Here is a 6,323-nt window from a genome sequence, read left to right on the forward strand (position 1 = left end):
GGCAGGTGCGGCAGGTGCGGCCGACGCGGCGGATTCCTTCGCCGGAGTGCTGCCCGCCGTACCGACGGTCGTGCTGTCGGGCCTGCACGCCGTACCGCTCGGCTGGCGTTCGCGTGCGCCGGGACGCGCGCTGGCGGCGGTGCTGCTGGCCCTGGTGCTGTGGCAGGCCTGCGACCGGGCCGCCTGGACGCGGCCACCGGTGAGCGACATCTTCCTGGTGTACGGGTGGGTCGAACTGACGCTCGTGTACAGCGCCGCCGTGTATCTGCCGTTCCGGCGGGGCCTGTTCGCGCCGCTCGCCGTCGCCGCCACGGGTGGCCTCGCGCTGGCGGGCGGCCCGGGTATCACCGGCAGCCGTACGGGAGCCTGGGCGGTACTGACGTGCGCGCTCGCCCTCCCGGCCTTCGCCGTCTGGGCGTGGGGACGCCGGACCGCCCGGCGTCGCGACCGACTCCGGGCCGCCGACACCCGGCGGCGGCGACTGCTCGACGGGGACGCCGACGCCGCCGTACGCGAGCAGCGGCTCCGGATCGCCGCCGGGCTGCGGGGCACGGCGCTCCGGCACGCGCGGGCGGTGGCCGCGGAGGCCGAGGCGGGAAACCTGAGGGCAGTACGGGAGGAAGCCCGCGCGGGTCTCACCGCCCTGCGGGACCTGCTCTCGGGGCTCCGCGCACCCGACAGCGACGAAGGCGACGACGGGCGGGAACCGAAGGAGAGGGAGGATACCCCACCCCCGACGACTGCCGGAATCGCCGCGCTGGCCGCGCGCCACGGCGGCACCGTCCAGTACATCGACGACGTAGCCGGCGTAGCCGAAATAGCCGATGCCGCCGATGTAGCCGATGTCGGCGACATCGGTCCGCGCCGCCCGTTGCCCGCCCCCGTGGAGGTCTTCGCGTACCGGATCGCCGCAACGCTCATGACCCTGGGCGCCACGCTCACCGTACGCAGGGTCCACGACGGGGTGGAGGTCTCCGGTCCGGCACCCGCCGACCCGGGGGCGGAGCGGCGACTGCGCGCGATCGTGGACGCCGCCGGCGGTACCCTCACGACGACCGACCGCGCGGCGGTACGAATATCGCGAGTATGGCTGCCGGAGGTCCACCCATGGCGATCAGAGTGACTGTCGCGGACGACCAGGCCGTCGTACGGGCCGGAATCGCGGCGATACTCGACGCGGAACCAGATCTGAGCGTCGTCGGGCAGGCGGCGGACGGCGACACGGCGGTCGAACTCGCCCTGGCGGTACGGCCGGACGTCGCCCTGATGGACATCCGGATGCCCGGAATCGGCGGCCTCGCCGCGACCGCGAGGATCACCGAACAGAACCCCGAGACCCGGGTACTGGTGCTGACCACCTTCGACCTCGACGAGTACCTGTTCGCCGCGCTGCGCGCCGGAGCCGCCGGTTTCCTGCTCAAGGACGCCGAACCGGAGCGGGTGATCGACGCGGTGCGGGTGATCCACGGGGGAGCGGCGCTGCTCGACCCGGCGGTGACCCGCAGACTGATCGACCGGTGCGCCGACGCGCCCGGCCCGCTCGACACGGCACGGCTCGACCGGCTCACCCCGCGCGAGACCGAGGTCCTCCGGCAGGTCGCGCGCGGGCTGTCCAACTCGGAGATCGCGGAGGTGCTGGGCGTGAGCCCGCCCACCGTGAAGGACCACGTCTCCGTCCTCCTCAACAAACTCGGCGTACGCGACCGCGTACAGGCGACGATCGCCGCGTACGAGACGGGCCTGATCCGCCCGGGCGCCCGCCCCCAGTAGTGGCCTGCCCCCGCCGTGGGGCGGGGTCCGCACCCCGCCGCAGGGGGGCCGATGGAGCGCCGCCGGACCGTCCCTGAGCTGGATGGATGGCCGGAGCCGTCTCCCTAGCCTCGAACGTATGCCATCCATGTCACCCACACTTCTCCGCCGGGTCGTCGGCGGCGTCCTGCTGTTCCTGGCGGTCCTGCTGGCGCCCGCCGTCGCGACGGCGGCCTTCCTCGCCACGGCGTTCGTCACCGCGAGCGTGCCGGTCCTGGCCCTCGCCGCGCTCGCCTCCGGCGCGGCGGCCGCCGGGCTGCTGGGCCGGGCGGGGTTCGCCCTGCTCGGCCTCGAAGGCCGCCGGGCCCTGCGGGCGTCCGCGTTCGCGGCGGTAGGTCTGACAGCGGCGATCGCGGCCCTCGCCGCTGTCACCGTCTTCCGTCCGATGCCCACGACCCCGGTCGCCCCTGCCCCACCCGGCGTCAAGTTCTGGAATCTGCCGACCGGATCGCGTATCGCCTACGTCCACGCCCCCGCCGTCGGCAGGGCCAGGCCGACCCCGGTGATCTTCCTGCACGGCGGCCCGGGCACGCCCGGCGAGGGCGTCCCCACCGGTGGCCGTGAACTCGCGGCGGACGGCTTCGACGTATACGCGTACGACCAGCTCGGCGCCGGCCGCTCCACCCGGCTGCGGGACATCACCGGGTACACGGTGGCCCGCCAGGTCGCCGATCTCGAAGCGATCCGGCGCGGGCTCGGCGCCGACCGGATCATCCTCGTCGGCCGGTCATGGGGCGGATCACTCACCGCCCAGTACATGGCGGCCCACCCGCGGCACCTGGCCAAAGCGGTGTTCAGCTCGCCGGGCGCGCTGTGGGGCCGCGAATACCCGGGCTCGACGGCCGGGGAACCGTGGAACCGGCTCAGCCCCGCCCAGAAGACCCGGCTCGACGAGCTGAACAGCTCACCCCGGATGCTCGCCGCGAGCGTGCTGCTCGGGGTCAACCCCGGCGCCGCGCACGCGCTGGTCGGCGACGGCGAGGCCGACCACTGGATGCACGAGGTCGCCCTCCAGGGAAAGGACAGCACCTCATGCAAGGGCGGGCGGCCCATCGCGACGCACAACAACCCCCAGGGCTTCTACAACAACCAGATGACCCGCAAGGACTTCGAACGGATCCCCGACCCCAGGCCGAGACTGCGCACCGCGCACGTTCCGTCCCTGATCATGCGAGGGGAGTGCGACTTCATCAAACCCGCCGTGACCGCCGAGTACCGGAGCGTCCTGCCGGACTCCAGGCTCGTGATCGTGAAGGGCGCCGGCCACTCCGTCTCGGGCGGCCAACCACACCGCTTCACCGCGCTGCTGCGCGCGTTCCTGCTGGACAAACCGCTGCCGACGGGCTGAGAAATACGCCGGGCCGGACGTCCCAGAGACGTCCCAGGGACGCCCAACGGATGCCCTGGCGGGCAAATAAGAACCCGACCGCTGGCGACGGGGGATGCACCAGCGATCGGGCTATGGCCAAGGGTAACAAGACTGCATGCTCAGTGGGAGTCGAGTGCTCCCCTCTGACGACCAGTTGTGACTGGGATCACTTCCGTTCACCCCTGTTCCAGTACAACCGTCCCGGGTGACCGCGGCCGATGCCGGGCAAGTGCCTGCTGGCGTCGCGCACTTCGGGATGCGGACGCGGGGACGGGAGAATTACTCGCCGCACGGGGGCTCGTACGACAGTCGCGGCAGATACTCGTGCCACTTCTCCGCCGTCAGTACGCCCCGCGTGGTCGAGCAGATGTGGGTGACCGCCGTGTCGACGTCGAGGTTCCACAGGCGGACCGTGTCCGAGCCGCTCGACACCCCGACGATGCCGCCGCGCGGGCTGAACGCCAGGAAGTTGCCCGTCTTGGCGTTGGGACTCATCGACTGGCCGATGGACCTGGCCCGCGACGGATCGCCGACCGCCCAGAGCCGGACCGCGTTGTCGTTGCCGCCGCTCGCCAGTACCCGGCCGCCCGGACTGAACGACAGCTCCTCGACCGCCTCGGTGTGCCCGGTGAGCGGAGCGCCCAGACCGTGCGAGTCCGCCGGGTCGGTGACGTCCCAGAGGCGGACCGTGCCGTCGTCGCTGCCGCTGGCGAGCGTACGGCCGTCCGGACTGTAGGCGAGCCTGTTGACCGGACCGAGGTGTCCCCTGAGCACCTTGCCGACCGGGGTGGCCCTGGCCGGGTCGGTGACGTTCCAGAGCCGGATCGTGCCGTCCGAGCTCGCGCCGGCCAGGGTGCGGCCGTCCCGGCTGAAGACGAGGGAGCTGACGTACCCCTTGTATCCGGTGAGCTGGCGGCCCAGCGGACGCGGACGGGCCGGGTCGCTCGCGTCCCACAACTGGATGGTGAAGTCCTGGTAGGCGGTGGCCAGCGTGCGCCCGTCCGGGCTGAACGCCACCGAGGCGGCGAACCGGGTCCGCACCTTCACGGGGTCCGCCCAGGCGACAGGATGTCTCGGGTCGCCGACGTTCCAGAGCTGCACCGTGCTGTTGCCGGACACCAGTGCGAGAGTCCGGCCGTCCGGGGAGAACACCGGCGTCCGTACCTCGCCCTCCCCGGGAGTGAACGGTTCGCCCTGCGCCACCGGGTGGTCGGGCCGCTCCACGTTCCACAGCCGGACCCGTCCGTCGCGCGACCCCGTCGCGAGCAGCCGCCCGTCCGGGCGGAACACCCCGAGCCGGCCGATCATGTCCGACGTCGGCAACGACCACAGCCGGACCCTGCTGTCGCCGCTTCCCGTGGCGAGCGTACGGCCGTCGGGGCTGAAGCCGAGCGCGTACATCTCGCCACTGCTGCCCGCGAGGGGCTGGCCCACCTGGGAGGGGTACTGGGGATCGCTGACGTTCCACAGACTCGCCGTGCTGTCCGCGCTGGCGGCGGCCAGCATGGACCCGTCCGGGCTGAAGGCCACCGACCAGATCGCGTCGGTGTGGCCGGTGAGCGGCGCGCCGACCTGGGCGGCGTGCGCGGGGTCGGACACGTCCCACAGCCGGATCGTGTCGTCGGCGGCACCGCTGGCGAGGGTGCGCCCGTCGGGGCTGAAGGCCACGGAGTGGATCAGGCTGGTGTGCCCGGTCAGTCGCGTGGCGTACGGCTTGGGGCTGTGCGGTGTTGATACGTCGTACAGCCGGATCGTGTTGTCGTCGCCGCCCGCCGCCAGTTTCCGGCCGTCTCGGCTGAACGCGATCGCGCGCACGGCGGCGCCCGCGCCGGTGAGGGCGGCGATCGGCCTGGGACGGGCGGCCGGATCGGCCATGTTCCACAGGCGGACCGTGCGGTCCTCGCAGGCGGCGGCGAGCGTACGGCCGTCCGGGCTGAAGGCGATCAGATAGACGGTGCCGTCGTGGCCGGTCACGGGCGGGCCTAGGGAGCGCGGACGCGCCGGGTCGGACACGTCCCAGCGGCGGATCGTGCCGTCGTCGCCCGCGCTGACGAGGGTGCGGCCGTCCGGGCTGAAGACGGCGCTGCTCACCCAGCTCGCGTTCCCGGTGAGGGGCGCGCCGAGCGGCTTGGGGTCCGACGGGTCGGCCACGTTCCACAGGCGTACGGTCCGGTCGTAGCTGGCGGTGGCCAGGAGCCGCCCGTCCGGGCTGAACGTGGTGAGGTAGACGGCGCCGGTGTGGCCGGTCAGCGGGGTGGACAGCGGGGTGTTCACGATCGAGATCAGCCGGCTGCGGGTGCCCGCGTCGTCCGGGCGGAGTCGGTGGGCGACCAGACTGAGCTGCGCGGACAGCGACGGGTCCGTGTACTGGACGCGGTCGGCCTCGGCGAGCACGTTCTCGAACACCGCGTCGTCGCGCTGCTGCCGGGCGATCAGCGCGGCTCCCGCCGCCAGCACGGCGAGCACGACCACGACGGCGACGGCGGCACGGCTGACCAGGACGGTACGCCGGCGCAGCCGGACCGAGGCGGCCAGGAACCGCACCGCGCTGCCGGTCAGGAAGGTGTCACCGGCGGACTTCGCCCAGGTGTGCGCCTGTTCCAGCCGGGAGCCCCGGTAGAGAAGGGATGAGTCGCGCTTCGACTCCTCCCAGGATCTGCTGTCGTCCTCCAGGCGCTGGCGCAGCAGGTTGCCGCCCCGGTCCTCGTCGATCCAGTCGCGCAGTCGCGGCCAGGCGTGCAGCAGCGCCTCGTGGGTGATCTCCACGCTCTCCGCGTCGAGCGTCACCAGCCGGGCGCGTACGAGGGCTTCGAGGGACTCCTCCGTCTTGGCCGGGTCGGTGGACTCGGCGGCCAGTTGCCGTCTCGTACAGCGTCGGCGGGTGGCCTGGGTGTCCTCTCCCAGCCGTACCAGCCGCAGCAGCAACAGCCTCGCGGCGCTGCGTGCCGCCGGGTCGAGGCCGGTCCAGGCGTGCTCGGCGGTCGCGGCGACGGCGCCCTGGATACCTCCGGCCGCACGGTACCCGGACAGCGTCAGCCGGCCCCCCTTGCGCCGCTGCCAGGTGGCGAGCAGGGCGTGCGAGAGGAGCGGCAGGACACCCGCGTCGTGCTCCCCCATGGCCCGGAAGGCATGGGAAGCATGGGAG

4 protein-coding genes are annotated in these 6,323 nt (G+C 73.0%); 3 read left to right on the top strand and 1 reads right to left on the bottom strand.

The genetic code is table 11. The features are described from left to right. The 3 genes from AOK08_RS34795 to AOK08_RS34805 form a co-directional block, all read left to right on the top strand. Window positions 1-1,123 (top strand): sensor histidine kinase (locus AOK08_RS34795; RefSeq protein WP_479683334.1); only part of this gene is annotated, 1,123 nt, incomplete at its 5' end. Then, window positions 1,108-1,770, top strand: a complete 663-nt coding sequence (locus AOK08_RS34800; protein ID WP_055533458.1) for a response regulator — start codon at window positions 1,108-1,110, stop codon at window positions 1,768-1,770. The genes AOK08_RS34795 and AOK08_RS34800, both read left to right, overlap by 16 nt. Window positions 1,771-1,897: 127 nt before the next feature. Next, entirely contained in the window at window positions 1,898-3,157 is a 1,260-nt protein-coding gene (locus AOK08_RS34805) for an alpha/beta fold hydrolase (RefSeq protein ID WP_055533460.1), read from the top strand. A 300-nt stretch (window positions 3,158-3,457) separates the two neighbouring features. On the opposite strand, the gene AOK08_RS34810 is transcribed toward AOK08_RS34805, so the two are convergent. Next, window positions 3,458-6,323: WD40 repeat domain-containing protein (locus tag AOK08_RS34810; RefSeq protein ID WP_055533461.1), on the bottom strand; the 2,866-nt coding region annotated here is incomplete at its 5' end.

Origin of the sequence: Streptomyces graminilatus, assembly GCF_001418565.1 — a bacterium.
Lineage (GTDB): Bacteria > Actinomycetota > Actinomycetes > Streptomycetales > Streptomycetaceae > Streptomyces > Streptomyces graminilatus.

Bases quoted from the DNA above. Each gene is read 5' to 3' on its own strand.
- AOK08_RS34800 (WP_055533458.1), top strand. From the start codon at position 1,108: ATGGCGATCAGAGTGACTGTCGCGGACGACCAGGCCGTCGTACGGGCC.
- AOK08_RS34805 (WP_055533460.1), top strand. From the start codon at position 1,898: ATGTCACCCACACTTCTCCGCCGGGTCGTCGGCGGCGTCCTGCTGTTC.